Here is a 26,026-nt window from a genome sequence, read left to right as displayed (position 1 = left end):
AAACGAGGCTGCGTTCGACTGCGAAGCAGTCGTAAAACAGACACCGAGATTTATCAGATAGATCCAGGTGTTCGGTTTGCGAGGGCTTCGTCCTCGAACGCAGCCTCGCTCCGCTCGACAGCTGCTACGGGGCTGTTCTTCCTGCAACCTGTCCGTGGAGCTGCTTTAGTGGTAACTGAAATCGCTTCCCGCGACCGTCTGCAACCGTCCCTGCTGGACCGGTTGACCGACGACGACCCGACCAATCCAAAGGAAAGCGCCGATAAACGCGTGCTGTCCCTGACCCAATTAAAAGCCTCGGTGCTGCGTGACCTGGCGTGGCTGCTCAACACCACCTCATTGCTCGATGCCGATGCGACGTTGCACACCCCCGCCGGCACCTCGGTGGTCAATTACGGCCTGCCGGCGCTCGCAGGTAACAGCGCGTCCAGCATCGATGTCAGCGCCCTGGAAACCTTGATTTACCAGGCCATCGCTACCTTTGAGCCGCGCATCCTGCGAAATACGTTGCGGGTACGCGCGCGGGTGGCTCATGGCGAGATGAACCACAACGCCTTGAGCTTCGAGATCGAAGGCGACCTGTGGGCGCAGCCGGTGCCGTTACGCCTGTTGCTGCAAACCGACCTGGACCTGGAATCCGGCCACGTGCGCGTGGTCAATGCCGACCAGCGGAGGCGCCCATGAATCCGCGCCTGCTGGAGCTGTACAACCAGGAACTGCACCACGTGCGCGAAAGCGCCGCGGAGTTCGCCAAGGAATACCCGAAGATCGCCAGTCGGCTGACCCTGTCCGGCATGGACTGCGCCGACCCGTACGTCGAACGTTTGCTGGAAGGCTTCGCCTACCTCACTGCGCGGGTGCAGCTCAAACTCGACGCCGAGTACCCGACCTTCACCCATAACCTGTTGGAAATCGCCTACCCACACTACCTGGCACCGACGCCGTCGATGACCGTAGTGCAATTGCAGGCCGATCCCGACGAAGGCTCCCTGGCCAGCGGTTTTGCGCTGCCCCGAGACACCGTATTGCGCGCCGCCCTGGGCCGTGAAACCCAGACGTGCTGCGAGTACCGCACCGCGCATCCGGTGACGTTGTGGCCGTTGCAGGTCAGCCAGGCCGAGTACTTCGGCAACCCTTCGGCCGTGCTTGGGCGCTTGGCCGCCAGTGAGCCCAAAGCCAAGGCCGGCTTGCGCCTGACGTTGCGCACTGGTGCCGAGCTGCCGTTCAACAGCCTGGCCCTGGACAATCTGCCGCTGTACCTCAGCGGTGCCGACGAGCAGCCGTTCCGCCTCTACGAGCAATTGCTGGGCAACGCCTGTGCGGTGTTTGCGCGCAAGCCGGGCGGCGACTGGGTCGAACGCCTGCCGTCGGATGCCCTGCGCTCCCGGGGGTTCGACGACGTCGATGCGGCGATGCCGGTGGTGCCACGTGCCTTCCAGGGCTATCGGCTGCTGCAGGAATACTTCGCCCTGCCCCATCGTTTCCTGTTCGTTGAGTTCGCTGAACTGAGCCGCGCCGTCAAGCGCTGCGACGGCCAGGAGCTGGAATTGATCGTGCTGTTCGACCGGCATGATCCGAGCCTGGAAGGCAGTGTCGGCGCCGCGCAATTCGTGCCGTTCTGCACCCCGGCGATCAACCTGTTTCCCAAGCGCGTGGACCGGATTCATCTGTCCGAGCGAGTCAACGAACACCATGTGATCGCCGACCGCACACGGCCGATGGATTTCGAGATTCATTCCCTGAGCGCCATCACCGGCCACGGCACCGGGCCAGAACAGCCGTTCTTACCGTTCTACGCCGTGCGCGATCCGTCACGTTATGGCCGCGACCAGGCTTACTACACCGTACGCCGTGAGCCACGCGTGCTGTCCAGCGACCAGCGTCGCAATGGTCCGCGCTCCACGTATGTGGGCAGCGAAACCTTCGTCAGCCTGGTAGACAGCCGGCAGGCACCCTACGGCCATGACCTGCGCCAACTGGGCGTCAGCGCACTGTGCACCAACCGCGATCTGCCGCTGTTCATGAGCGTGGGCAATGGCAAGACCGACTTCACCCTGGCCGACAGCGCTCCGGTGTTGGCGGTGCGCTGCGTTGCCGGGCCCAGTCGCCCGCGCGCCAGCCATGCCCATGACGCCAAGGCCTGGCGCCTGATCAGCCAGTTGTCGCTCAACTACCTGTCCCTCAGTGAACAAGGCCAGGGCGCCGCCGCGCTGCGCGAATTGCTGCGCCTGTATGGCGACAGCAACGACGCCGCGCTGCAATTGCAGATCGAAGGCTTGCGCGAGGTCAGCAGCAAAGCCGTGACTCGGCGTCTGCCGATGCCCGGGCCGATCGTGTTTGGGCGCGGGTTGGAAATCACTCTGGAATTTGATGAAAACGCGTTCCGCGGTACCGGTGTGTTTCTGCTCGGTGCGGTGTTTGAACGGTTCCTGGCACGCTACGTGTCGATCAACAGTTTTACCGAGACGGTGATCCGTACCACCGAACGCGGCGAGATCATGCGATGGAAAGCCAAGCCCGGACGCCGTCCGACCCTGTAAACACGCTGTCGGCGATGCATCAGGAGCCCTGGGAATATGATTTCTTCCAGGCGCTGCGTCGTATCGAGTGCGAATCGCCGAACCTGCCGCGCCTGGGCCATTCCCTGCGCCTGGCGGATGACCCGCTGCGTCTGGGGCAACAGGCCGACTGCACGTTCGCCCCGGCCACATTGGCGTCGGTGGAGCCCGGTTTCGACGGCAAGCCGGCGCGGCTGGAACAGTTCTTTTTCGGCCTTGGCGGCCCCAATGGCCCGCTGCCGCTGCACATCACCGAATACGTGCGCGAACGCCAGCGCAACAATGCCGACAGCACCAGCAAGCGCTTCCTGGATGTGTTCCACCACCGCCTCCTGAGCCTGTTTTACCGGGCCTGGGCCGAGGCACGGCCGACGGTCAGTCATGACCGGCCGGACGACGATTACTGGTCGGCACGCCTGGCGGCGTTGAGCGGACGGGGCATGCCGAGCCTGCTGGAACAGGGGCTGATTCCCGACACCGCGAAGCTGCATTACAGCGGCCACCTGTCGGCGCAGACCCGCTACCCGGATGGTTTGAAAGCGATCCTCAGCGAGTATTTCGGCCTGCCGGTGGATATCGAAGAGTACGTCGGCCAATGGCTGGAACTGCCCGAACGCAGCCGCATCGGTGTCAGCGCCAACCAGTTGGGCGTGGACTTTTGCCTGGGCAGCCACGTGTGGGATCGCCAGCATAAATTCCGTATCCGCCTGGGGCCGCTCAAGCTCGACGACTACATGGGCATGTTGCCCGGTAGCCAGCCGTTCAACGAACTGGTGGCCTGGGTGGCCGAGTACCTGGGCCATGAACTGGACTGGGATTTGAATCTGATTCTTCAACAACCGGAAGTCCCGGCGTTGCAGCTCAACGGCCAGTTCCGCCTGGGTTTCAATACCTGGCTCGGCCAGCCCGGGCACGACGCCAACGACCTAATCCTGGCCCGGCATTACGCCGAGCTAGCCAACACCTCAAGGAATCCAGAGCATGGGTGAAATCAGTCGCGCCGCCTTGTTCGGCAAACTCAACAGCGTGGCCTACAAGGCCATCGAAGCCGCCACCGTATTCTGCAAGCTGCGGGGCAATCCGTATGTGGAACTGGCTCACTGGTTTCACCAGTTGCTGCAACTGCAGGACTCGGACCTGCACCGCATCATCCGCCAGTTCAACCTCGAGCCGGCACGGCTGGCCCGCGATCTGACCGAGGCCCTGGACCGTCTGCCGCGCGGCTCGACGTCAATCACCGACCTGTCATCCCATGTGGAAGAAGCCGTGGAGCGCGGCTGGGTCTACGGCAGCCTGATGTTTGGCGAAAGCCAGGTGCGCACCGGTTACCTGGTGCTGGGCATTCTCAAGACCCCGAGCCTGCGCCATGCGCTGCTGGGTTTGTCGTCGGAATTCGACAAGATCAAGCCCGAAGCCTTGAGCGAGCGCTTTGACGAGTACGTTGGCGATTCGCCAGAAAACGCCCTCACCGCCAGCGACGGTTTCAATGCTGGCGCCGTACCGGGTGAAGCCAGTGGCGCGATGGCACCGAGCGCGATGGGCAAGCAGGAAGCCCTCAAGCGCTTTACCGTCGACCTGACGGAGCAAGCCCGCAGCGGCAAGCTCGACCCTATCGTCGGCCGTGATGAAGAGATCCGCCAACTGGTGGATATCCTCATGCGTCGCCGCCAGAACAACCCGATCCTCACCGGTGAAGCCGGGGTGGGCAAAACCGCCGTGGTCGAAGGTTTTGCCCTGCGCATTGTCGCTGGCGACGTACCGCCGGCGTTGAAAGACGTGGAACTGCGCAGCCTTGATGTCGGCCTGCTGCAAGCGGGTGCGAGCATGAAAGGCGAGTTTGAACAGCGCCTGCGCCAGGTCATCGAAGACGTCCAGGCCTCACCGAAACCGATCATTCTGTTTATCGACGAAGCCCACACCTTAGTGGGTGCCGGCGGTGCGGCCGGGACCGGTGATGCGGCCAACCTGCTCAAGCCTGCACTGGCCCGTGGCACCTTGCGTACCGTGGCCGCTACCACCTGGGCCGAGTACAAGAAGCACATTGAAAAAGACCCGGCCCTGACCCGCCGTTTCCAGGTGGTACAAGTTGCCGAGCCATCGGAAGACAAAGCCCTGCTGATGATGCGCGGCGTGGCCTCGACCATGGAAAAACACCATCAGGTGCAGATTCTCGATGAAGCCCTGGAAGCCTCGGTGAAACTGTCCCACCGCTACATTCCCGCACGCCAGTTGCCGGACAAATCCGTGAGCCTGCTGGACACCGCCTGCGCCCGCGTCGCCATCAGCCTGCACGCGGTACCGGCGGAAGTCGACGACAGCCGCCGCCGCATCGAAGCGCTGGAAACCGAGCTGCAAATCATCGCCCGCGAACACGCGATCGGTATCGCCATCGGTACTCGTCAAACCAACAGCGAAGCCTTGCTGACGGCCGAGCGTGAGCGCCTGGCAACCTTGGAAAGCCGCTGGGCCGAAGAGAAAACCCTGGTAGACGAACTGCTCGCCACCCGCGCGACCCTGCGGGAAAAGGTCGGCGTGGTGGACAGCGATGCCGGTACCGACGACAGCCAGGCCCTGCGCGAAAAGCTGGTGGACCTGCAACAACGCCTGACGGCTTTGCAAGGTGAAACCCCGCTGATCCTGCCGACCGTGGATTACCAGGCGGTGGCCTCGGTGGTCGCCGACTGGACCGGCATCCCGGTGGGCCGTATGGCCCGCAACGAACTGGAGACGGTGCTCAATCTCGACCAGCACCTGAAAAAACGCATCATCGGCCAGGACCACGCCCTGCAGATGATCGCCAAGCGCATCCAGACCTCTCGCGCCGGCCTCGACAACCCGAGCAAGCCCATCGGCGTGTTCATGCTGGCCGGCACCTCTGGTGTGGGCAAGACCGAAACCGCCCTGGCCCTGGCCGAGGCCATGTACGGCGGCGAGCAGAACGTCATCACCATCAACATGAGCGAGTTCCAGGAAGCCCACACCGTGTCGACCCTCAAGGGCGCACCACCGGGCTACATCGGCTATGGCGAAGGCGGCGTACTGACCGAAGCCGTGCGGCGCAAACCGTATAGCGTGGTACTGCTGGACGAGGTGGAAAAAGCCCACCCGGACGTGCACGAGATCTTCTTCCAGGTGTTCGACAAAGGCGTGATGGAAGACGGTGAAGGCCGGGTGATCGACTTCAAGAACACCTTGATTCTGCTCACCACCAACGCCGGTACCGAGCTGATTTCCCGGGTCTGCAAAGACCCGGCGAATATCCCGGAACCCGAGGAAATCGCCAAGGCCCTGCGCCAGCCACTGCTGGAAATTTTCCCGCCAGCGTTGCTGGGGCGCCTGGTGACTATCCCGTACTACCCGCTGAGCGACGAGATGCTCAAGGCGATCACCCGCCTGCAACTCAACCGCATCAAGAAGCGCGTGGAGAACACCCACAAAGTGGCCTTCGATTACGACGACGACGTGGTCGACCTGATCGTGTCCCGCTGCACCGAAACCGAAAGCGGCGGACGGATGATCGACACCATCCTCACCAACAGCCTGCTGCCGGACATGAGCCGCGAGTTCCTCACCCGCATGCTGGAAGGCAAGGCCTTGGCGGGAGTACGAATCAGCACGCAGGATAACGAATTGCACTACACATTCAGCGACACCGATTGACCTGACGAAATGCAATCCAAATGTGGGAGCGGGCTTGCTCGCGAAGGCGATTTAACATTCAGCATTGATGCTGCCTGACACGCCGCTTTCGCGAGCAAGTCGAATCGTCGCACCGCCACTCCCACATTTGGGCCGGTTTCTTCAGTGATTACGACACTTACGGGACACTCGATGTTATTCAACCAAGCCTCACGCCTGGCCAAGATCACCAGCCCCCTGGGGCCGGATGTGCTGATGCTCAATGAAATGGGCGGAGGCGAAGAGTTGGGAAGGCTGTTCAACTTCGAGTTGCAACTGACCTCACTCAACGCCGCCATCGACCTCAACCAGTTGCTGGGCAAGCCCATGTGCCTGAACCTGCAACTGGCGGACGGTGGCGAGCGCTTTTTCCATGGCCTCGTGGCCCGTTGCAGCCAGAACATCGACCAGGGTCAGTTCGCCAGTTACCAGGTCACGTTGCGCCCGTGGCTGTGGCTGCTGAGTCGCACCTCCGACTGCCGGATTTTCCAGAACCTGACCATCCCGCAGATCATCAAGCAGGTGTTTCGCGATCTGGGGTTTTCCGACTTCGAGGACGCGCTGAGCCGTCCGTACCGCGAGTGGGAATACTGCGTGCAGTACCGCGAAACCAGCTTCGAGTTCGTCAGCCGGTTGATGGAACAGGAAGGCATCTACTACTTCTTCCGTCACGAACAAGACCGCCATGTACTGGTGCTGGCCGATGCCTATGGCGCCCATACCGGCGTGGTCGGCTACGGCTCCGTGCCCTACTACCCCAAGGACGAGCAGCAGCGCGAACGGGACCATATGCACAACTGGCACCTGGCGCACGAAGTGCAGCCCGGCTCGCTGGAGCTCAACGACTACGACTTCCAGCGCCCCAGCGCCAGCATCGACGTGCGCTCGGCCATGCCGCGCCCGCACACCGCCGGTGACTACCCGCTGTATGACTACCCCGGCACCTACGTTAAAAGTGAAGACGGCGAACACTACGCCCGCACCCGCATCGAAGCCCTGCAAACCCTGCATGAACAAGTGGAGTTCAGCGGCAACGCCCGAGGCCTGGGTTCCGGCAACCTGTTCAGCCTCACCGGCTTCAGCCGCCGGGATCAGAACCGCGAATACCTGATCGTCGGCGCCCGCTACTACATCGTCCAGGAAAGCCTGGAAAGCGGAGGCGGCGCGCCCTCAGCACAATTCGAAAGCAGCCTGACCTGCATCGATGCCCAGCAAAGCTTCCGTCCTTTGGCCAACACCCACCGCCCCATCGTCAAAGGCCCACAAACGGCGTTGGTCGTGGGGCCAAAAGGCGAGGAAATCTGGACCGATCAGTATGGTCGGGTGAAGGTGCATTTCTATTGGGACCGTCACGACCAGTCCAACGAGAACAGCTCGTGCTGGATTCGTGTGTCGCAATCCTGGGCAGGGAAGAACTGGGGCTCGATGCAGATCCCACGAATCGGCCAGGAAGTAATTGTCAGCTTCCTTGAAGGGGATCCGGACCGGCCGATCATCACCGGCCGGGTGTACAACGCCGAGCAGACGGTGCCTTATGACCTGCCGGAAAACGCGACCCAGAGCGGCATGAAAAGCCGCTCCAGCAAAGGCGGCACGCCGGCCAACTTCAATGAAATCCGCATGGAGGACAAGAAGGGCCTGGAGCAGTTGTACATCCATGCCGAGCGCAATCAAGACATCGTGGTTGAGGTGGATGAGAGCCACTCGGTGGGGCATGACCGTAACAAAAGTATTGGGCATAACGAGACGGTGACCATTGGTAATAACCGCCTGCGTATCGTCAAACACGAAGACATCCTCTCAGTGGGTCAGAGGAAGACCGACAGCATCAGTCAAAGCTACGTCATTGAGGTGGGTGAAAACCTGCGCTTGGTGTGCGGTAAAAGCATCCTGGAGCTGAACGCCAGCGGACAGATCAACCTCACCGGCGTGCAAATCAGCTTCTACGCCAGCGGCGACGCCGAGTTCAACACCGGCGGCGTACTGCACCTGAACAATGGCGGCGGCCCTGGCGCCACACCCGATGGCCAGGGCTCCAAAGCCAGCATCGATGCCAACGTGAAAGCCGCGTTCCCAGCGCCCAAAAGCTCCTGACGAGACCTGTTTGCCATGACGTACCGAATCAACGAATTTCAGTTCCAACTGCCCGCCGGCGAGCTGCAGGATGCAACGATCAATATCCTCAAGTTCCCAGAGCTGGGTACTTCCTTGATCGTTAGCCGCAGCTTGCTGGCCGAGGGTGAAACCTTACAGAGCAACTTCGACGACCAGCTCAAGCGCCTGGAAAAACAGGTGCAGGACTTGCGCTTCCAACCCGGTGTCTCAGTGCGCCTGGGGGCTGCGCAAGAGGTGGAAGGCATTGAGTTACGCAGCCAGTTCAACAAGGGCAACGACAAGGTGTTCCAGTTCCAGCTTGCGTTGGTGTTGCCAGGCACCCGCAAGATGCTCGCCTTGAGTTACGTGAAGGCGGACAAATTGGGGGATGCCGAAGCGGCGCACTGGGCGACGATAAAAGGTTCGCTGTTGTTCGACGCTATTTCCTGATGAGCACAGCGCATGTCTGACACTCTCTGGGCCGCCCGCATGGGCGATGCGTTATCCCATACCTCGATGATGGCGGATATCCTCGGCGGTGTACTGGAGGTAGCCGCCAATATCGCGATTACTGCCGTGGCGACCTTCGCCGTAGTCGCCGCCACCGGCATTACCGTTGTCACCGGTGGGCTCGGGTGTTTCCTGCTTGGCGCGGTGGTGGGCACGATTGTCGGCCTCCTCATGAGCAAGAGCGGGGCCGACAAAGGCCTCACCCAGTTATGCGATAGCTTCAGCAACGCCCTGTTTCCGCCCACGGTGCAGGCGAACATTCTCACCGGTGCCACCGACACCCTCACCAACAACCTGCCGGCCGCCCGTGCTGCCGGGGCAATTACCTCGCACGTCGCACCCGCCGGCACCGAGCTGGAAGAAGCCAAGCCTGAAGCGGACCCCAGCTATCTGGACATGGCCGAGAGTTTCTTCTCGCAGATGTGGCGCCCCACCGTCGCGACTCCTGCTCCAGGCGCCGTGCCCAAGCCGTTGGACTTGATCGTCTGCATGAAGCATCCGCCGATGCCGCCGCAGTTTCTCGCCGAGGGTTCGGAAAAGGTCACGATCAACGGCCAACCCGCCGTGCGTAGCGGCGACCGCAGCACCTGTGATGCGACGGTGGTGTCGTCCGGGCTGATCTCATCGAATGTGACCATTGGCGGCGGCTCGGTCGTGGTGCGTGAAATTCGCAGCGGCAAGACACCGGGCGTCGGGCTGGCGGTCACGGCGCTATTGATGCTCAAGGGCGGCAAGGGCAAGTTCTTCAGCAAACTGCCGTGCATGCTGATCGGCGGCGCAACCTCGATGGCTGTCAGCAGTGCGATGGGTGCCTTGGCCAACGCCGCCATAGGCTCGTCGAACCCGGTGCACGCAGCGACCGGGGCCAAGGTGCTCGGCGGCGACGACGAGTTGGATTTCGTGCTGCCTGGCATCTTGCCGATTGACTGGCAACGCTTCTACAACAGCCGCGACGAACGCCGCGGCGGGGTGTTCGGCGCCGGTTGGAGCGTCGCCTACGAAGTGTGCGTCGAAATCCTGCCTCATCCCGAGGGCGGCGAAACGCTGGTCTACACCGACGAGCAGGGCCGGCCGATCGACATGGGTTCGATTCCGTTGGGCGGCGCGGTATTCAGCGCCGGCGAAGGACTCTCCGTGCGGCGGCACCTCAACGGGCAGTTGCTGATCGAAAGTGATGACGGCCTTTATCGCCTGTTCGAACCCACTCCGGCCAATGCAACCTTGCTGCGCCTGAATCAGCTCGGTGACCGCAACGACAACCGCATCCATATCGATTACGACGAAGCCGGACGCCTGATACGTCTGCGCGATACCTTCGATCTGGTGCAGGTCGAACTGATCCGCGCCCCTGAGCACGTCACTCGCATCGAACGTCTTTATCCCGATCAACGCCGTGAAGTACTCGTCAGCTATGGCTACGACGCCATCGGTAATCTGGCCGAGGTGCGCGATGCCACCGGCCAGGTGCAGCGGCGCTTCGCTTACGATGCCGGTCGCCGCATGGTGGAACATCAGTTGCCCACCGGGTTGCGGTGTTTCTATGAGTGGGCCTTGATTGAAGACTTGGAATGGCGCGTGGTCCGGCACTGGACCGATGAAGGCGACACCTACCAATTCGATTATGACCTGCAAGCCGGTACCACACGCATCAGCGACGGTTTGCAGCGCGTCAGCACGCGGCACTGGAACACTCAGCACCAGATCACTCAATACAGCGACAACCTCGGCCAGACCTGGCTGTTTGACTGGAACGACGAACGCCAATTGCTCAGCGCTACCGATCCGCAGGGCGGGCGCTATGAGTACAGTTACGATGAGGCCGGCAACCAGATCGGCGAAACCGACCCGCTGGGTCGCAGCGATTCGACGTTGTGGCTGGAGCACTGGGCCTTGCCGCTGGTGGAAACCGACGCGGCCGACAACAGTTGGCAGTATCGCTACGATCAGCGCGGCAACTGCATCGCCGAAACCGACCCTCTGGGTTATGCCACCCGCTACCGCTACGACGCGCACGGCCAGGTCGTGGAAATCATCGACGCCACCGGCAAAAGCAAAAAGCTGCGCTGGAACCCGTTCGGGCAACTGGTCGAGCACATTGATTGTTCCGGTTACCCGACACGCTTCAGCTACGACGAGCGGGGCTATTTGCAGGTCATCATCGATGCCCTCGGCGAACGCACTCAATTTCGCTACGACGCCCAGGGACGCCTGCTCAGCAGCCAACTGCCGGACGGGCGCACCGAGCAGTATCAGCGCGATGTCAGCGGCCAATTGGTGGGTTACACCGACCCGGCCGGGCACACCACGCTCTATCAGCACAATCGTCGCGGCCAGGTGCGCCAGCGCACCGATGCCCATGGTCGGCAGGTGCAGTTCGCGTATGACAGCTACGGGCGGCTACAAGCGCTGGTCAATGAAAACGGTGAACGCTATCGATTTGCGTGGGATGCCGCGGATCGTCTGACAGAACAGCAAGACCTCGACGCAAGTGCCAAGCAGTACACCTACGACCTGCTGGACAACGTCGCGACGGTGACCGCCGTACCGGCGCCTTACGGCAATGGCCTGGCTGTGGTTCCCGAGACGCCGGTCGCCCCCATCATTCATCGACTGGAACGCGATGCGGTTGGCCGATTGATTGCCAAAACCACCGACGATGGACGCACCGACTACACCTACGACCCATTGGACCAACTGACCGCCGTCACCTTCACCGATCTGCAGGGCAATGCGCAGGCCCTGAGCTTCGCCTATGACGCCCTCGGCCAATTGATCGCCGAAGGGAGTTCAACCGGCCACCTGCAACACCACTACGATGAACTCGGCAATCTGGTTCAGACTCAATTGCCCGACGGCCGCTGGCTCAATCGCCTCTACTACGGCAGTGGCCACCTGCACCAGATCAACCTCGACGGCCACGTCATCAGCGACTTCGAGCGCGACCGCCTGCACCGTGAAGTGCTGCGCACCCAGGGTCAGATCAGTACCCGCAGCGAATACGACCGCAGCGGCCGCTTGCGCTCACGCCAACGCCGGCACACCAACCAGCCGTCGCTGATGCCGGCGACAGTGCAAAAACAGTTCGAGTACGATCCGGCCGACAACCTGATCGGCAAACTCGACCAGCAACCCGCCGCTCAGCACCGTCAACTCCTGCACTACGATGCCACTGGCCGCATCATCGCCAGCCAGGACAACCTGCACGGCCAGCGCGAAACCTTTGCCTACGACGCCGCCGCCAACTTGCTAGACGGCCCACAGCCCGGGGCCGGGCTGGTGGTGCACAACAAACTGCTGACCTATCAGGACAAGCGTTACCGCTACGACGCCTTTGGCCGCACGATTGAAAAACGCAGCGCTGCACGTGGCCTACAACGCTTTGCCTACGATGCTGAAAGCCGACTGGTTGAAGTACACAGTGAAAACGGCAGCGTAGTCAGGATGACCTATGACCCGCTCGGCCGACGTATCGAAAAAAACGAACACGGCAGCGATGGCTATCCGTTGGGCGAAACCCGATTCACCTGGGACGGCCTGCGCCTGTTGCAGGAACACAAACACAGTCAGACCAGCCTGTATGTTTACGAAGACGAAGGCTACGACCCCCTCGCCCGCGTCGATGGCTGCGGGCCGCTGCAAAAAATCCGCTACTACCACAACGACCTCAACGGCCTGCCGGAACAACTGACCGAAGCCGACGGGCACGACGTCTGGAGGGCGACTTATCGGGTGTGGGGCAACACGCTGGAAGAGGTGCGCGAGTCCTACTACATCGAAGAGCAGAACCTGCGGTTTCAGGGGCAGTATCTGGACCGGGAGACAGGGCTGCATTTCAATACGTTCAGGTTTTATGATCCGGACGTGGGAAGGTTTACGACGCCGGATCCGATTGGGTTGTCGGGGGGAATAAACCTCTATCAATATGGGCCTAACCCCCTTGGATGGATCGACCCTTGGGGCTGGAGTTGTGTCCAGTTCAAACGTTGGAAGCGAGGCCAGGCCATCGATAAGCCTTTACCTAACGGCAAAGCGCCTGCATGGGATGTCGTGAGGAATAGGTACTGGAAAAATCGGCACGAAGCCTCAAAAGGCTCAGGTGAATTCAGCCCGGCCAACATGAGTCGCATGAAACGTGGCTCCGCACCGCTGGACGCGAACGGAAACTCGATGGAGTTGCACCATCACAACCCTCAACGTAACGGTGGAACCAGCGTGAACAACCCACGGAATCTACGTGAAGTCACCCGAGAACAGCACGCAGCGCTTGATGAATTCAGACATTTAGGAACCAAATAATGACCGCTATAGAAATCATCAAGCAATTCGTCGAAGGGTCTATTTCACCCAAAGCATTTGAAGAAAAAGTCTATGCAGACTCAGCTGTCGAAGCGTTGCTAAAAGGTGAGAACAACCTACCGGCCTATATTATTGAGCCTGACCTCTACACCTACGCAATCAGTCAGAACTATCTGAATCTGGAGTGCATCTACAACATTCAGACACTTTTATCGGGTGTCTTGAACAAGAAGGGTATCGCTCACACGGTGGAAAAAAAATACGAAGACCTGTTTAACCTGACACTAAAAGTGCAGCCAAAATGGCTATCGCTACCGTCGGACTATCTTTCTATGCTCATCGAAGAGCAAAAAAATCTCAGCCCCAAAGAATTACAGTCATGGCTGAAGGAAAAAATAAAATCTGACTTCCGGTACCTGAAAACGCCGCCAAAATGGCTTCAGAGCCCCGAATGGCCGATAGAGGGTGGAAAGCCGATGGTTTTCTTGGGGCAGCTTGACATCAGCGAACTGAGCCATGATCTCGCTCAGGCGTACTTGTTTTTTGATGAAGGGAAAAAGACCTTTCATACCATCACCCAAGCGTGCTGATACATATTTCACGCAAAGTCGTAACGACGTTTAACTTTGAGTGAAAACAGAGTCATGTAAAGCCGGTCCCCGCCCTGAAGAATCCCAGGCAACCATTGCGTTCGCACCACTCAACAAAAATGGGCACCCGACCCAGTCGGCGTGCCCATTTTTTATCCTGCTACGCCTCCCTTCGAGACGGTGCTGCCTGTTACGGGTTGACGCTGTCTTTGAGCGACTTGCCCGGCTTGAACGCAACGGTGTTGCTGGCCTTGATTTTTACCGGCTCGCCGGTTTGTGGGTTCTTGCCGGTACGGGCGCCGCGGTGGCGTTGCAGGAAGGTGCCGAAGCCAACCAGGGTGACGCTGTCTTTGCGATGCAGGGCGCCGGTGATTTCTTCGAGAACGGCGTTGAGTACGCGGTTGGCCTGTTCTTTGGTCAGGTCTGCTTTTTCAGCAATAGCGGCTGCGAGTTCTGGTTTACGCATAAATGAAGCCTCTTTGACGGTTTTTTGTTGTTATGTCCGTGCTGCTCTCTGGTGGAGCAGCGCCCAAGGCGCCGCAGGCTCTACTCTGCGGCAGACGGGAGTGAGGATGGCATGCCATCGGACACTGCGCCAGTCTCGTGGCGACCTTTCTGCGCTCAAAACAGGGGCTATTCCGACAGAACGACCGGTATTTACGCCAGCAACGGCGGAAGTTCTTTGTTCAGGGCCAGTTTCTCCATGACGGCCGTGCCGGTCAGCGCATAACCCAGCAGGCGACCGCTGGCGTCGCGGCACAATGCCTTGATGTCGGTGCCCTGGCCTTCGACGCTCCAGACCCCTTCGGTGCCCCGTGGCGGCGGTGAGACCACCAACGGGCAGACCGGGGTTTTCACGGTGACCGGCATAGGCCCGTAGCTGACTGCCGTGGCGTTGCCCGCCAGGGTCTGGGCCAGGGCGCGCGCGCAGCTCATCAGCGGCATGACGTACAACAAATTCAGGCCATCGACCTCGGCGCAGTCGCCCAGGGCGTAGATATTGGCGTGAGAGGTCTTGAGGTGACGGTCGACCATGATCCCGCGGTTGGTCTGCAAGCCGGCGGCAGCGGCCAGGTCCACGCGAGGACGCAAACCAATGGCCGAGACCACCAGGTCACACTGAATCACTTCGCCATCAGACAGGTGCGCCTCCAGACCGTCAGCGGTACGTTGCAGGCGGTTGAGCACCGGCCCCAGGTGGAAACGCGCGCCGAGGCTTTCCAGCCCAGCCTGGACCGCAGCGGCGGCGGCCGGGTGCAGCAGGGTCGGCATGACTTGCTCACACGGTGCCACCAGGTCGATTTCGTAGCCGCCCAGGATCAAGTCGTTGGCAAACTCACAGCCAATCAACCCGGCACCCAGCAACAGGACCCGACGTTTGCCGGCCGCTGCCACACGAAAGCGCGCGTAGTCTTCCAGGTCGTTGATCGGAAAAATCAGCTCCGAGGCGTCGCCCTGCACCGGCACCCGCACAGTTTCCGCGCCCCAGGCGAGAATCAGGTCGCGATAGGCCACGGCTTCTTCACCGATCCACAGGCGCTTGTGGCCCGGGTCGATGCCGCTGATGCGCGTGTGGGTGCGCACTTCGGCCTTGAGTTGCTCGGCCATGGCGCCAGGTTCAGCCATGCTCAGGCCATCGGCTTCCTTGTTCTTGCCAAAACCGGTGGAGAGCATGGGCTTTGAGTAGGAGCGCCCGTCATCTGCGGTGATCAGCAGCAGCGGGGTTTCGCTATCGAGTTTGCGAAACTCCCGGGCCAGGTTGTAACCGGCCAGTCCGGTGCCGACGATCACGACAGGTGCGTTCATTCCTTTCTCCTTGTAGTGCGTTTCTTAAAGTCATTTCTTTAATTCAAAGAATTAACCGATCTCGATCATTTCGAAATCCATTTTGCCGACGCCGCAGTCCGGGCACAGCCAGTCTTCCGGGACGTCCTGCCACAGGGTGCCCGGAGCGATTCCGTCATCCGGCCAGCCGTCCTTCTCGTCATAGATCAGGCCACAGACTACACATTGCCACTTCTTCATTACTTGCTTCCTCAGGGTCCAGGCTTTACTGGCCGACAGTCGATAGATCCAGCGTTGCCGTACGGCTCAGGGCGTTTTGTACTGATCGGGGCTCGCAGATGCAAGCATGATCGACGCCTGGAGCAGTATGTCCCGGCAAAAGCCCGGGTCACCATGGTAAGCTCGCCGCCTCTTTTGCTGCCAATAATGACCCACCGTGCCGCACTCAAACGCCGCTTCCGTTGCTTGCCGATGGCTGACCCAGAGCCTCCTGAGCCCCCTGCCCGCGCCGCTGATCCTCAACTGGCTGTTCGATGACGGCTCGCTGACACGACGCCTGACGCGCCTGTCCAATGACGGCTTCAGCGTGACGCCGTTGGTGGAAGGCTGGCAGCCGCTGCGGGACGATGAGTGCGCCGCCCTGGACTTGCCGCCGGCCAGCATTGGCTGGGTTCGCGAGGTGTATTTGCGCGGCCACGGCCAGGCCTGGGTGTTTGCCCGCAGCGTGGCGGCCCGCAATGCCTTGCAGGGTGACGGCTTGCATATGGATGAGCTGGGCAGCCGCTCGCTGGGCGAACTGTTGTTCTGCGACCAAGCGTTTGCACGCCGGGCCATTGAGGTTTGCCATTACCCACGGGAATGGCTGCCAACAGCCGCGCAAGCCGATGAACTGTGGGCGCGCCGCTCACGCTTTGATCGCGGATCATTGAGCGTGCTGGTGGCCGAAGTTTTCCTGCCGAACCTGTGGCACGCCGTGCACGAACATCCGGAGAATGGTTGATGTATCAGCGTCTGCTCAAATCCCTGAATCACCTGAATCCTCGGGCCTGGGACTTCATCCAGCTGACCCGCATGGACAAACCCATCGGCATCTATCTGCTGCTGTGGCCGACACTCTGGGCACTGTGGATTGCCGGCAAGGGTTCGCCGTCCCTGGCCAACATTGTGATTTTTGTCCTGGGCGTCACGCTGACCCGCGCTGCCGGTTGCGTCATTAATGACTGGGCCGACCGCAAGGTCGACGGGCATGTGAAGCGTACCGCGCAACGCCCGTTGGCCAGCGGCAAGATCAGTTCAAAAGAAGCCCTGGTGTTCTTTGCGGTACTGATGCTGATCAGTTTCCTGCTGGTGCTGCTGACTAATTCCATGACCATCTGGCTGTCGCTGGGCGGTCTGGCACTGGCGGTCAGCTACCCGTTCATGAAGCGCTACACCTACTACCCGCAGGTGGTATTGGGCGCTGCGTTTTCCTGGGGCATGCCAATGGCGTTCACCGCCGAGACCGGCAGCCTGCCGGCCACCGCCTGGCTGCTGTACATCGCCAACCTGCTGTGGACGGTGGCCTACGACACCTACTACGCGATGACCGATCGTGACGACGACTTGAAAATCGGCGTGAAATCCACCGCGATTCTGTTCGGTGACGCCGACCGGGTGATCATTCTGACCTTGCAGGGCTTGGCGCTGGTTTGCCTGCTGCTGGCAGGCACGCGTTTTGAACTGGGAGGTTGGTTCCACCTTGGGCTGCTGGCGGCGGCCGGGTGTTTCGCCTGGGAGTTCTGGTATACACGGGACAGAGATCGGATGAAGTGCTTCAAGGCGTTTTTGCACAACCACTGGGCAGGGTTGGCGATTTTTGTCGGGATTGTGGCGGACTACGGGTTTCGGTAATTCCCTTCTGTAGCCGCTGCCGCCAGACTGCGATCGCCGACACGGTCGGCGCGCAAAATCCAAGATCGTTGAAGGCCTTCGGCCTTATCGCAGCCTGGCGGCAGCGGCTACAGGGTTGGTTTACGGTTTGGCGACCTTCCACGCCCCGTCCATTTTGTCTTCGCCGGTCATGTCACCGGCTTTTTTGTCCATGACGAAGGTATAGAGCGGTTTGCCACCGTAGGCCCATTGGCTGGTCTGGTCATCACGCGTGATGACGGTCCATTTGCCGGCTGGCGTATCCGTGGATTCCGCTTTCAGCGGTGGCCAGTTGGCAGCGCACTTGTCGTTGCACACAGACTTGCCGTCAGCATCCTTGGCAAAGGTGTAGAGCGTCATGCCCTTGTGATCCACCAGCATCCCGTCCTTGGTCATCGCAGGATCCGCCGCAAAGGCCAGGGTCGGCAGCGTCAATGCGGCCGTTACCAGCAGGGCTTTCCAGGAAAAAGTACTGTAAGTCATCGGAACCTTCCTTTTGTGGTTGTCAGGATTCGGACCCAAAGCGTAGTCCAGGAAGGCGCCGATTGCCCGAGGCACTAAAATACTGTCACACGACTGCAATAATTCCGTTATCTAATGCGGCGCAAGACAGTTAAATGACAAGAGGACTTAGCATGGTTGGCAGGAGCATTCTGATCGTTGACGACGAAGCGCCTATTCGCGAAATGATCGCCGTTGCGTTGGAAATGGCCGGCTATGACTGCCTGGAGGCGGAGAACTCCCAGCAGGCCCATGCCATTATCGTCGACCGCAAGCCGGACCTGATCCTGCTGGACTGGATGCTGCCCGGTACCTCCGGCATCGAATTGGCCCGCCGTCTCAAACGCGATGAACTGACCGGGGACATCCCGATCATCATGCTTACCGCCAAAGGCGAAGAGGACAACAAGATCCAGGGCCTGGAAGTCGGCGCCGATGACTACATCACTAAGCCATTTTCCCCACGGGAGCTGGTAGCCCGTCTGAAAGCCGTGCTGCGCCGTGCCGGACCGACTGATGGCGAAGCGCCTATCGAAGTCGGTGGCTTGCTGCTGGACCCTATCAGCCACCGCGTGACCATCGACGGCAAGCCCGCCGAGATGGGCCCCACCGAATATCGCCTGCTGCAGTTCTTCATGACCCACCAAGAACGCGCCTACACCCGCGGCCAGTTGCTGGATCAGGTGTGGGGCGGCAACGTGTATGTCGAAGAGCGTACCGTTGACGTGCATATCCGTCGCCTGCGTAAAGCCCTGGGCGATGCCTACGAGAGTCTGGTACAAACCGTGCGCGGCACCGGTTATCGGTTTTCCACCAAAGGCTGAGCCAGCCTTCCCCTGCCCGAACAGCTGACAAGGACGCGTGTTTAAGTGAATCAAAACTGGCATGGCACCCTGATCCGCCACATGCTTCTGCTGATCACCGGCTGCCTGCTGGTGGGCCTGATCAGCGGTTACTACGGCTGGAGCCTGGCCATTGGCCTGGGCGTCTATCTGGGTTGGACCCTCAAGCAACTGCTGCGCTTGCACGAATGGCTACGCAAGCACCAACCCGACGAAGCACCACCCGACGGCTACGGCCTGTGGGGCGAGGTGTTCGACAGCATCTATCACCTGCAACGCCGCGACCAACGCGTACGCGGGCGCCTGCAAGCGGTGATCGACCGGGTCCAGGAATCGACCGCAGCGCTGAAAGACGCAGTGATCATGCTCGACAGCGATGGCAACCTGGAATGGTGGAACCGCGCCGCCGAAACCCTGCTGGGCCTCAAGACACCTCAGGACAGCGGCCAGCCCGTGACGAACCTGGTGCGCCATCCGCGCTTCAAGGAGTACTTCGAGCAGGACAGCTTCGAAGAAGCCCTGGAAATCCCGTCGCCGACCAACGATCGGGTGCGCATTCAGCTGTACCTGACGCGCTACGGCAACAACGAGCATTTGATGTTGGTGCGCGACGTCACCCGCATCCATCAGCTGGAACAGATGCGCAAAGACTTTGTGGCCAACGTCTCCCACGAGTTACGCACGCCACTGACGGTGATTTGCGGGTATCTGGAGACGCTGCTGGATAACGTCGAAGAGGTGAACCCGCGCTGGACCCGTGCCCTGCAGCAAATGCAGCAGCAAGGGGGGCGCATGCAAACGCTGCTCAACGATCTGCTGTTGCTGGCCAAGCTGGAAGCCACCGATTACCCCTCGGACAACCAGCCCGTATCAGTGCAAAGCCTGCTGCAGACCATCAAGAACGACGCCCAGGCCCTGTCCGGGCAACGTGAGCAAAGCATTTCCCTGGAGGCCGACCCATCGATCCTGCTCAAGGGCAGCGAGGGCGAATTGCGCAGCGCGTTTTCCAACCTGGTGTTCAACGCGGTGAAGTACACCCAGGACAAAGGCACCATCCGCATCCGTTGGTGGGCTGACGATCAGGGTGCGCACCTGAGTGTTCAGGACTCCGGCATCGGTATCGACAGCAAGCACCTGCCACGCCTGACCGAACGCTTCTACCGGGTGGACTCCAGCCGCAACTCCAACACCGGCGGTACCGGCCTGGGCCTGGCGATCGTCAAACATGTGCTGCTTCGCCATCGCGCTCGCCTGGAAATCAGCAGTGTGCTGGGACATGGCAGTACCTTTACCTGCCATTTTCCACCGGCGCAGATGACACGCTCGCGGGTGAATCAGGACCTGTAGGCTGCCCCGCCCGGCAGCCGCTACTAGGCAAGCGCCCCATCAGCCGCTACATTGGCTGACTTGTGCCTGCCCTTCAGGTCCACCTGCTAACCCTTTTTGAATACACGGAACCCGCAAAACCCCATCATGGACCCTTCCCCTGGTATCACCCTCGCGACACTCTTCGCCGATTTCGGCATGATTCTTTTTGCACTGATCCTGGTACTGCTCAACGGTTTCTTCGTTGCGGCGGAATTTGCCATGGTCAAACTGCGCGCCACCCGGGTCGAGAGCATCGCTCACAAGAACGGCTGGCGCGGGCAGATCCTGCGCACCGTGCACAGCCAGCTCGACGCCTACCTGTCGGCCTGCCAACTGGGTATCACCCTGGCCTCCCTGGGCCTGGGCTGGGTGGGTGAACCGGCCTTCGCGCACATCCTGGAGCCGCTGCTGGGCGCCATCGGCGTGCAATCGCCCGAAGTGATCAAGGGAGTGTCGTTCTTTGCCGCCTTTTTCGTGATCTCCTACCTGCACATTGTGGTCGGTGAACTGGCGCCCAAATCCTGGGCCATTCGCAAACCCGAGCTGCTGTCGCTGTGGACCGCAGTGCCGCTGTACCTGTTCTACTGGGCGATGTACCCGGCGATCTACCTGCTCAACGCCAGCGCCAACGCCATTTTGCGTATCGCCGGCCAAGGCGAGCCTGGTCCGCACCACGAGCACCACTACAGCCGTGAAGAACTCAAACTGATCCTGCACTCCAGCCGTGGCCAGGACCCGAGTGACCAAGGCATGCGCGTGCTCGCCTCCGCTGTGGAAATGGGCGAGCTGGAAGTGGTGGACTGGGCCAACTCCCGGGAAGACCTGGTGACCCTGGACTTCAACGCCCCGCTCAAGGAAATCCTCGCACTGTTCCGCCGCCACAAATTCAGCCGTTACCCGGTGTATGACGCGGTGCGCAACGAGTTTGTCGGCCTGCTGCACATCAAGGATCTGCTGCTGGAACTGGCGGCTCTGGACCACATTCCCGAGTCGTTCAACCTGGCCGAACTGACCCGCCCACTGGAGCGCGTATCCCGGCACATGCCGCTGTCGCAACTGCTGGAACAGTTCCGCAAAGGTGGCGCGCATTTCGCCCTGGTGGAGGAAGCCGACGGCAAGGTCATCGGCTACCTGACCATGGAAGACGTGCTGGAAGTGCTGGTGGGTGATATCCAGGACGAACACCGCAAGGCCGAGCGCGGCATCCTCGCCTATCAGCCGGGCAAACTGCTGGTGCGCGGCGACACGCCTCTGTTCAAGGTCGAACGGTTGCTGGGTATCGACCTGGACCACATCGAAGCCGAAACCCTGGCCGGGCTGATCTACGACACCCTGAAGCGGGTGCCGGAAGAGGAAGAAGTGCTGGAGGTTGAGGGGCTGCGCATCATCATCAAGAAGATGAAGGGCCCGAAAATCGTGCTGGCCAAGGTGATGATGCTCGACTAGGGCGTGCCCTTGTAGGGGCAAGCTTGCTCCTACAGCCTCATGGCGTGCCCAACGCAAAGTTGGGCAACACCCCTACCGGTTGATCAAACTCGTAGGGAATCGACGCCAGCCCCAACTCCGTGGTGCGCTGTACCACAAAATGCAGATGCGGCCCGCTGCTGTTGCCGGTATTGCCCGACAACGCCAGCGGGCTGCCCACTGCCACTCGTTGCCCTTGCCTGACGCTGACTGAACCTTGCTTGAGGTGCAGGTACACGCCCTGGGTGCCGTCATCGTGTTGCACCCGCACGAAATTGCCCGACGGGTCGCTACCGCGCCCGGCCTGGTTATTCTCGGTTTTCACCACCACCCCACCACGCGCCGCGATGATCGGCGTGCCCTCAGGCATCGCGATATCCATGGCGAAGCGGCTTTTGAGGTCGGTGTGGCTGAAGGTGCCGTTCGGTCCCTGGGTCAGACGGAACGGTCCGCCGCGCCAGGGAAAGGGAAAGGGATAGCGATAGGTTTGGATGACGCCAACAGGGGCTTTGGGCTGCTGGATATCCCGCACCTGACGCTTCAAGGGTTTGACGACCCGATCCTGAAACACAAACGCCTGCGCCCCCGGGGTGTGCCGGTCGCTGAAGACAACGACACCGTCAGCATCGACGGATTTGTAGAGGGTCATGGCCGCTGCCGAGGCGGCAACCGTGAATACTCCACAGAAAAGTAGCGCGCGTGCGAACATGAACTGAGCCTGCCAGGAACGACTGGATGGCAGGCTAGCAAGGGATCATGACAATGCTGTGTGGACTCAGGCAGGCAACGGCGCGAAACAAATGTCCACATCCAGATGGGCCGCCGCAGAAAGGTTGACCAGAGCATCCAGTGAGAACTTGTCGATCTTGCCGCTCAGCACGTCATTAAGGCGCGGCTGACTGATATGAAGCCGCTGGGCGGCGTCTCTCTGGGAGAGCTCCCAACCGCGGATGGTTTTGCAGAGCTCCAAAAGCAGCTTGGCGCGCAAACGCATGTTCGCCGCTTGCTGGGGAGTGTCTTCCAAGGCATCCCAGACGCTACTGAAACGCTCGGTTTGAAACTTTTGGTCTGTCATGGGCCTACCCTAATTCCTGCAGTCTGGCGCGAGCCAGTTCGATATCCCGCATTTCGGTTTTCTGTGTGGTTTTGCGCAACGCATGCAGCACGTAAATGGCCTCAGGCCGGTTGACCACATAAAACACCCGAAACGCTCCTGACTCGTCGAAAATCCTGATCTCATTGACGCCCCGCCCGATGGTCTTCATCGGCTTACAGTCAAAAGGCTGCTCGCCCTGCTGTAAAAGATCCAATTGAAAACCAGCGGCTCTTCGCGCATCGAGCGGGAACGACTTGAGATCCTTGAGCGAGCTTCCCACAAACACCACGTCCTTGTGCCTTGGCATCCACTTCTCCTTTTCTGGAAAGGAAAAGCGTAATTGACGATCAGCAAAAAGGCGGTGGCGGTGTGTTTCAAGGCGTAGCGAACACTCGATAGCGACAGCGCGCTATCGAAAGACTATATCAAAACAGATATAAATCAAACCGAACGCCTAGAATCAGACAGTTGGTCGATTCACGGTAGTGGCGGGGAGTTCAGGCGCCCGGCACAAAATGCTTCTGGGCCGTCCCGCGTGCAATCAGCCGCGAGATGTAATCCAGCTTCTGCGCATCCTGATCGATAAAACGGAAGGTCAGTTGCAGCCAATCGCTGTCAGGCTTGGGTTCATAGGCGACGATGGCGTGCAGGTAGCCGTTGAGGCGCGCGGTTTCGGCGTTCTCGCCTTGCTCAAGGTCGAGCACGGCGCTTTCCAGCACCTGGGGCAGGACGTCGCCGCGGCGCACCACCAGCAGCGCTTCCTTGATGCTCAGGGCCTTGATCACACACTGCTGGGTGCCGCTGGACAAGCGCAACTGGCCTTGCCCCCGCCCGCTGGCTGGCGATGCGGCTGCAGGCGCCTGTACCGGCGGACTGCTGAGCAGGCCTTTGCTGGGTGTGGCGGCAGGGGCCGGCTTGACCGCCTCCGGTTTGCCGCCGGTCAAGGCGCTCAGGGAGTCGTTGCCGAAAGCCGAGTTCATCTTGGTCGGGGCGCTGGCGATCAGCGCGTCCAGGCGGCCGATCTTGTGCAGGGCCTGCTTGACCTTGTTCAGCAACTGCTCGTTGGTGAAGGGTTTGCTGACATAGCCGGAAACCCCGGCCTGGATCGCCTGGACCACGTTTTCCTTGTCGCCACGGCTGGTGACCATGACAAACGGCATGGCCTTGAGATGAGGTTGCTCACGGCACCAGGTCAACAGTTCCAGGCCGGACATTTCCGGCATTTCCCAGTCACACAGCACCATGTCGAAGGTTTCGCGCATCAGGATGGCCTGGGCCTTTTTGCCGTTCACCGCATCTTCGATCTTGATGCCCGGGAAGTAATTGCGCAGGCACTTCTTCACCAGATCGCGAATAAACGAGGCGTCATCCACCACCAACACACTGACTTTACTCATCGACCCTTCATCCTTTAAAAACCCCGGCAAGCATAACGCTTCGCTGATGGCATTTCGCCAAAACTCTTCAGTCACGCCGGGACTTTACTGGTGTCCGCAGCGCAAAATTCATACGCCACAAACGAAAACGCCCGACCAAAGGCCGGGCGTTTATTTCTCGGGCAATCTTACTTATCGTCAGCAATGTCCGGAACATTAGAGATTTGATCAACGGTGCCTTCAACTTCGGCCTTCATGCGCTTGAGGCCCATGTGGCGTACATCGGTGCCGCGCACCAGGTAGATCACCAACTCCGAGATGTTGCGAGCATGGTCGCCGATGCGCTCCAGGGAACGCAGGACCCAGATGATGTTCAACACCCGCGAGATCGAGCGCGGGTCTTCCATCATGTAGGTCGCCAGTTCACGCAGGGCGGTCTTGTACTCGCGGTCGATGATCTTGTCGTACTGGGCCACCGACAACGCCAGTTCGGCGTCAAAGCGGGCAAACGCGTCCAGGGCATCGCGGACCATGTTGCGCACCTGGTCACCGATGTGGCGCACTTCAACATAACCGCGCGGCGCTTCGCCTTCTTCGCACAGCAGGATGGCGCGACGGGCAATCTTGGTGGCTTCATCGCCAATGCGCTCCAGATCGATCACCGACTTGGAGATGCTGATGATCAAACGCAGGTCAGACGCGGCCGGTTGCCGACGAGCGAGGATGCGCAGGCATTCCTCGTCGATATTGCGCTCCATCTGATTGATCTGGTCATCGATCTCGCGCACCTGCTGGGCCAGGCCGGAATCAGCCTCGATCAGCGCGGTAACGGCGTCGTTGACTTGCTTCTCCACCAGCCCGCCCATGGCCAGGAGGTGGCTGCGCACTTCCTCAAGTTCAGCGTTGAACTGCGCGGAGATGTGATGGGTAAGGCCTTCTTTGCTAATCATGTTGGCGTCCTTGGAGCGTCCGGTAAGGTGCGGTCGACCGCAGCATCAGTTCAGTGAAAGCAGCCGCTTGCTAGCCGTAACGACCGGTGATGTAGTCTTCGGTCTGCTTCTTCGCCGGATTGGTGAACAGGGTATCGGTATCGCCGAACTCCACCAGTTTGCCCATGTACATGAACGCGGTGTAGTCGGACACCCGTGCTGCCTGTTGCATGTTGTGGGTCACGATGACGATGGTGAATTTGGATTTCAGCTCGTAGATCAGCTCTTCGACTTTCAGGGTGGAAATCGGGTCGAGTGCCGAGCATGGCTCATCGAGCAGCAGCACTTCCGGCTCCACAGCAATGGTGCGAGCGATCACCAGACGTTGCTGCTGACCGCCGGACAGACCCAGGGCCGATTCGTGCAGACGGTCCTTGACCTCATCCCACAATGCCGCGCCCTTGAGCGCCCACTCCACGGCCTCGTCGAGGATACGTTTCTTGTTGATGCCCTGGATGCGCAAGCCATAGACCACGTTTTCGTAGATGGTCTTGGGAAACGGGTTGGGCTTCTGGAACACCATGCCGACCCGGCGACGCAGCTCGGCCACGTCTTCACCCTTGCGGTAGATGTTGGTGCCGTAGAGGTTGATCGCGCCTTCCACACGGCAGCCGTCCACCAGATCATTCATCCGGTTGAAGGTGCGCAGCAGCGTGGATTTACCACAGCCGGACGGCCCGATGAAGGCCGTCACGCGCTGCTTGGGGATGTTCATGCTGACGTCGTACAGCGCCTGCTTGTCACCGTAGAACAGGCTCAGGCCCGGGACTTCGATGGCCACGGTTTCCTGGGCCAGGCTCAGGCTCTGCTTGTCGCGACCCAGGGCAGACATGTTAATGCCGTGGGAATGGGTTTCGTGTTGCATGGGATGCTCCCTGTGCTACCAATTCGGGGGGAGCGGGCTTGCTCGCGAAAGCGTCAGGTCAGTCGACCTAAGTGTTACTGAAACACCGCATTCGCGAGCAAGCCCG

Annotated in this window: 23 protein-coding genes; 13 read left to right on the top strand and 10 right to left on the bottom strand. The window is 60.4% G+C overall.

Translation table 11 applies throughout. From position 1 onward, the window contains the following. The first annotated feature begins 168 nt into the window (after positions 1-168). The 8 genes from tssE to J7E41_RS05995 all read left to right on the top strand — a co-directional run bounded on the left by tssE (position 169) and on the right by J7E41_RS05995 (position 13,726). Positions 169-684 (top strand): type VI secretion system baseplate subunit TssE, encoded by a 516-nt coding sequence (tssE, locus tag J7E41_RS06030; RefSeq protein WP_214990870.1) that lies wholly within the window; start codon positions 169-171, stop codon positions 682-684. After that, entirely contained in the window at positions 681-2,540 is a 1,860-nt protein-coding gene (gene tssF, locus J7E41_RS06025; RefSeq protein ID WP_214990868.1) for a type VI secretion system baseplate subunit TssF, read from the top strand. Before tssE ends, tssF begins: the two co-directional genes overlap by 4 nt. After that, entirely contained in the window at positions 2,504-3,547 is a 1,044-nt protein-coding gene (tssG, locus tag J7E41_RS06020) for a type VI secretion system baseplate subunit TssG (RefSeq protein ID WP_214990866.1), read from the top strand. The genes tssF and tssG overlap by 37 nt, the downstream gene beginning before the upstream one ends. Continuing rightward, positions 3,540-6,218, top strand: a complete 2,679-nt coding sequence (tssH, locus tag J7E41_RS06015; RefSeq protein WP_214990864.1) for a type VI secretion system ATPase TssH — start codon at positions 3,540-3,542, stop codon at positions 6,216-6,218. Before tssG ends, tssH begins: the two co-directional genes overlap by 8 nt. 171 nt (positions 6,219-6,389) lie before the next feature. Continuing rightward, entirely contained in the window at positions 6,390-8,330 is a 1,941-nt protein-coding gene (locus J7E41_RS06010) for a type VI secretion system Vgr family protein (RefSeq protein WP_214990862.1), read from the top strand. Between the two features lie 15 nt (positions 8,331-8,345). Next, positions 8,346-8,780, top strand: coding sequence for a DcrB-related protein (locus tag J7E41_RS06005; RefSeq protein WP_214990861.1), 435 nt, complete (start codon positions 8,346-8,348; stop codon positions 8,778-8,780). Positions 8,781-8,792: 12 nt separating this feature from the next. Beyond that, positions 8,793-13,136: an RHS repeat-associated core domain-containing protein gene (locus tag J7E41_RS06000; RefSeq protein ID WP_214990859.1), complete on the top strand. Its 4,344-nt coding sequence runs from the start codon at positions 8,793-8,795 to the stop codon at positions 13,134-13,136. Further along, on the top strand, positions 13,136-13,726 hold the full coding sequence (locus tag J7E41_RS05995) for a hypothetical protein (protein ID WP_214990857.1): 591 nt from the start codon (positions 13,136-13,138) through the stop codon (positions 13,724-13,726). Before J7E41_RS06000 ends, J7E41_RS05995 begins: the two co-directional genes overlap by 1 nt. Before the next feature lie 190 nt (positions 13,727-13,916). On the opposite strand, the gene J7E41_RS05990 is transcribed toward J7E41_RS05995, so the two are convergent. From J7E41_RS05990 to J7E41_RS05980, 3 genes are all read right to left on the bottom strand, one after another. Beyond that, positions 13,917-14,192 (bottom strand): HU family DNA-binding protein, encoded by a 276-nt coding sequence (locus tag J7E41_RS05990; RefSeq protein WP_003213368.1) that lies wholly within the window; start codon positions 14,190-14,192, stop codon positions 13,917-13,919. Between the two features lie 191 nt (positions 14,193-14,383). After that, entirely contained in the window at positions 14,384-15,532 is a 1,149-nt protein-coding gene (locus J7E41_RS05985; protein WP_214990855.1) for an NAD(P)/FAD-dependent oxidoreductase, read from the bottom strand. 51 nt (positions 15,533-15,583) lie between these two features. After that, positions 15,584-15,751: a rubredoxin gene (locus tag J7E41_RS05980; protein ID WP_003213373.1), complete on the bottom strand. Its 168-nt coding sequence runs from the start codon at positions 15,749-15,751 to the stop codon at positions 15,584-15,586. 196 nt (positions 15,752-15,947) lie between these two features. Here J7E41_RS05980 and J7E41_RS05975 point away from each other — a divergent pair, with 196 nt between their 5' ends. Together J7E41_RS05975 and ubiA are read left to right on the top strand one after the other, a co-directional pair. Beyond that, positions 15,948-16,511, top strand: coding sequence for a chorismate--pyruvate lyase family protein (locus J7E41_RS05975; protein WP_214990853.1), 564 nt, complete (start codon positions 15,948-15,950; stop codon positions 16,509-16,511). After that, entirely contained in the window at positions 16,511-17,401 is an 891-nt protein-coding gene (gene ubiA / locus J7E41_RS05970) for a 4-hydroxybenzoate octaprenyltransferase (protein ID WP_214990851.1), read from the top strand. Before J7E41_RS05975 ends, ubiA begins: the two co-directional genes overlap by 1 nt. Before the next feature lie 120 nt (positions 17,402-17,521). Here ubiA and J7E41_RS05965 read toward each other — a convergent pair whose 3' ends face one another. Continuing rightward, positions 17,522-17,902, bottom strand: a complete 381-nt coding sequence (locus J7E41_RS05965; protein ID WP_214990849.1) for a COG4315 family predicted lipoprotein — start codon at positions 17,900-17,902, stop codon at positions 17,522-17,524. A 152-nt stretch (positions 17,903-18,054) separates the two neighbouring features. Between J7E41_RS05965 and phoB the strand changes: the two genes are divergently transcribed. The 3 genes from phoB to J7E41_RS05950 all read left to right on the top strand — a co-directional run bounded on the left by phoB (position 18,055) and on the right by J7E41_RS05950 (position 21,576). Further along, positions 18,055-18,744, top strand: a complete 690-nt coding sequence (gene phoB / locus J7E41_RS05960) for a phosphate regulon transcriptional regulator PhoB (RefSeq protein ID WP_155582403.1) — start codon at positions 18,055-18,057, stop codon at positions 18,742-18,744. Positions 18,745-18,789: 45 nt separating this feature from the next. Next, positions 18,790-20,109, top strand: coding sequence for a phosphate regulon sensor histidine kinase PhoR (gene phoR / locus J7E41_RS05955; RefSeq protein ID WP_214990847.1), 1,320 nt, complete (start codon positions 18,790-18,792; stop codon positions 20,107-20,109). A gap of 126 nt (positions 20,110-20,235) precedes the next feature. After that, positions 20,236-21,576, top strand: coding sequence for a hemolysin family protein (locus J7E41_RS05950; protein ID WP_214990844.1), 1,341 nt, complete (start codon positions 20,236-20,238; stop codon positions 21,574-21,576). A gap of 37 nt (positions 21,577-21,613) precedes the next feature. On the opposite strand, the gene J7E41_RS05945 is transcribed toward J7E41_RS05950, so the two are convergent. The 6 genes from J7E41_RS05945 to pstB all read right to left on the bottom strand — a co-directional run bounded on the left by J7E41_RS05945 (position 21,614) and on the right by pstB (position 25,920). Beyond that, positions 21,614-22,303 (bottom strand): M23 family metallopeptidase, encoded by a 690-nt coding sequence (locus J7E41_RS05945; protein WP_214990842.1) that lies wholly within the window; start codon positions 22,301-22,303, stop codon positions 21,614-21,616. A gap of 66 nt (positions 22,304-22,369) precedes the next feature. Next, positions 22,370-22,669 carry a helix-turn-helix domain-containing protein gene (locus J7E41_RS05940; protein WP_214990841.1) on the bottom strand — a complete coding sequence of 100 codons (300 nt, stop codon included), beginning with the start codon at positions 22,667-22,669 and terminating at the stop codon, positions 22,370-22,372. A 4-nt stretch (positions 22,670-22,673) separates the two neighbouring features. Continuing rightward, the gene (locus J7E41_RS05935) at positions 22,674-22,997 is read right to left on the bottom strand and encodes a type II toxin-antitoxin system RelE/ParE family toxin (protein ID WP_214990839.1); all 324 of its coding nucleotides are present in this window, start codon (positions 22,995-22,997) and stop codon (positions 22,674-22,676) included. A 190-nt stretch (positions 22,998-23,187) separates the two neighbouring features. Next, positions 23,188-24,087, bottom strand: coding sequence for a response regulator (locus tag J7E41_RS05930; RefSeq protein WP_214990837.1), 900 nt, complete (start codon positions 24,085-24,087; stop codon positions 23,188-23,190). A gap of 167 nt (positions 24,088-24,254) precedes the next feature. Continuing rightward, positions 24,255-25,016 carry a phosphate signaling complex protein PhoU gene (gene phoU, locus J7E41_RS05925; protein ID WP_214990835.1) on the bottom strand — a complete coding sequence of 254 codons (762 nt, stop codon included), beginning with the start codon at positions 25,014-25,016 and terminating at the stop codon, positions 24,255-24,257. A 70-nt stretch (positions 25,017-25,086) separates the two neighbouring features. Next, the gene (gene pstB / locus J7E41_RS05920; RefSeq protein WP_214990833.1) at positions 25,087-25,920 is read right to left on the bottom strand and encodes a phosphate ABC transporter ATP-binding protein PstB; all 834 of its coding nucleotides are present in this window, start codon (positions 25,918-25,920) and stop codon (positions 25,087-25,089) included. Positions 25,921-26,026: the final 106 nt, after the last annotated feature.

The sequence above is a fragment of the Pseudomonas fluorescens genome (genome assembly GCF_018614655.1).
Lineage (GTDB): Bacteria > Pseudomonadota > Gammaproteobacteria > Pseudomonadales > Pseudomonadaceae > Aquipseudomonas > Aquipseudomonas fluorescens_BX.
The sequence above is the reverse complement of the archived record's forward strand: the minus strand, read 5'-3'. Positions and strand labels throughout refer to the sequence as shown.

What these genes read in the sequence shown, in the direction of transcription:
- J7E41_RS05950 (WP_214990844.1), top strand. Translation starts at nt 20,236, where the DNA reads ATGGACCCTTCCCCTGGTATCACCCTCGCGACACTCTTCGCCGATTTC.
- J7E41_RS05980 (WP_003213373.1), bottom strand. Translation starts at nt 15,751, where the DNA reads ATGAAGAAGTGGCAATGTGTAGTCTGTGGCCTGATCTATGACGAGAAG.
- J7E41_RS05945 (WP_214990842.1), bottom strand. Translation starts at nt 22,303, where the DNA reads ATGTTCGCACGCGCGCTACTTTTCTGTGGAGTATTCACGGTTGCCGCC.
- tssH (WP_214990864.1), top strand. Translation starts at nt 3,540, where the DNA reads ATGGGTGAAATCAGTCGCGCCGCCTTGTTCGGCAAACTCAACAGCGTG.
- phoU (WP_214990835.1), bottom strand. Translation starts at nt 25,016, where the DNA reads ATGATTAGCAAAGAAGGCCTTACCCATCACATCTCCGCGCAGTTCAAC.
- J7E41_RS05965 (WP_214990849.1), bottom strand. Translation starts at nt 17,902, where the DNA reads ATGACTTACAGTACTTTTTCCTGGAAAGCCCTGCTGGTAACGGCCGCA.
- J7E41_RS06000 (WP_214990859.1), top strand. Translation starts at nt 8,793, where the DNA reads ATGTCTGACACTCTCTGGGCCGCCCGCATGGGCGATGCGTTATCCCAT.
- J7E41_RS05940 (WP_214990841.1), bottom strand. Translation starts at nt 22,669, where the DNA reads ATGACAGACCAAAAGTTTCAAACCGAGCGTTTCAGTAGCGTCTGGGAT.
- tssG (WP_214990866.1), top strand. Translation starts at nt 2,504, where the DNA reads ATGGAAAGCCAAGCCCGGACGCCGTCCGACCCTGTAAACACGCTGTCG.
- J7E41_RS06005 (WP_214990861.1), top strand. Translation starts at nt 8,346, where the DNA reads ATGACGTACCGAATCAACGAATTTCAGTTCCAACTGCCCGCCGGCGAG.
- J7E41_RS06010 (WP_214990862.1), top strand. Translation starts at nt 6,390, where the DNA reads ATGTTATTCAACCAAGCCTCACGCCTGGCCAAGATCACCAGCCCCCTG.
- J7E41_RS05985 (WP_214990855.1), bottom strand. Translation starts at nt 15,532, where the DNA reads ATGAACGCACCTGTCGTGATCGTCGGCACCGGACTGGCCGGTTACAAC.
- J7E41_RS05935 (WP_214990839.1), bottom strand. Translation starts at nt 22,997, where the DNA reads ATGCCAAGGCACAAGGACGTGGTGTTTGTGGGAAGCTCGCTCAAGGAT.
- J7E41_RS05930 (WP_214990837.1), bottom strand. Translation starts at nt 24,087, where the DNA reads ATGAGTAAAGTCAGTGTGTTGGTGGTGGATGACGCCTCGTTTATTCGC.
- phoB (WP_155582403.1), top strand. Translation starts at nt 18,055, where the DNA reads ATGGTTGGCAGGAGCATTCTGATCGTTGACGACGAAGCGCCTATTCGC.
- ubiA (WP_214990851.1), top strand. Translation starts at nt 16,511, where the DNA reads ATGTATCAGCGTCTGCTCAAATCCCTGAATCACCTGAATCCTCGGGCC.
- J7E41_RS05990 (WP_003213368.1), bottom strand. Translation starts at nt 14,192, where the DNA reads ATGCGTAAACCAGAACTCGCAGCCGCTATTGCTGAAAAAGCAGACCTG.
- tssF (WP_214990868.1), top strand. Translation starts at nt 681, where the DNA reads ATGAATCCGCGCCTGCTGGAGCTGTACAACCAGGAACTGCACCACGTG.
- J7E41_RS05995 (WP_214990857.1), top strand. Translation starts at nt 13,136, where the DNA reads ATGACCGCTATAGAAATCATCAAGCAATTCGTCGAAGGGTCTATTTCA.
- pstB (WP_214990833.1), bottom strand. Translation starts at nt 25,920, where the DNA reads ATGCAACACGAAACCCATTCCCACGGCATTAACATGTCTGCCCTGGGT.